Source organism: Pseudomonas sp. IPO3749, assembly GCF_013386605.1.
In the GTDB taxonomy this organism is placed as follows: domain Bacteria; phylum Pseudomonadota; class Gammaproteobacteria; order Pseudomonadales; family Pseudomonadaceae; genus Aquipseudomonas; species Aquipseudomonas azotoformans_A.
This window is the reverse complement of the sequence record NZ_JACARN010000158.1, coordinates 1-302: the sequence shown is the minus strand read 5'-3', so window position 1 is coordinate 302 and position 302 is coordinate 1. Positions and strand designations below refer to the sequence as shown.

At 54.6% G+C, this 302-nt stretch carries 1 pseudogene; it reads right to left on the bottom strand.

Going from position 1 to position 302, the window contains the following annotated elements:
• A pseudogene (locus HX812_RS31905) lies at positions 1 to 302 on the bottom strand (transposase); the annotation flags it as partial.

Sequence of the window (302 nt, the reverse complement as noted above, 5' to 3'; positions counted from 1 at the left end):
GACCACCACGCTGTGCACCACGCCTGACTGATCGTCGACACCGATATGCGCTTTGGCGCCGAAGTAATATTGATTGCCCTTCTTCGTTTGGTGCATTTCGGGATCGCGTTTGCCATCTTTGTTCTTGGTCGAACTTGGCGCGTGAATGATCGTCGCATCGACGATGGTGCCTTGTCGCAACGACAGCCTACGATCACCAAGATACCCGTTGATCACACCTAATATCCTGGCGGCTCACTCATGTTTTCCAGCAAGCGTCGGCCGTTGAGGATGGTGGTTTCGTCAGGGCTACGCTCCAGGCT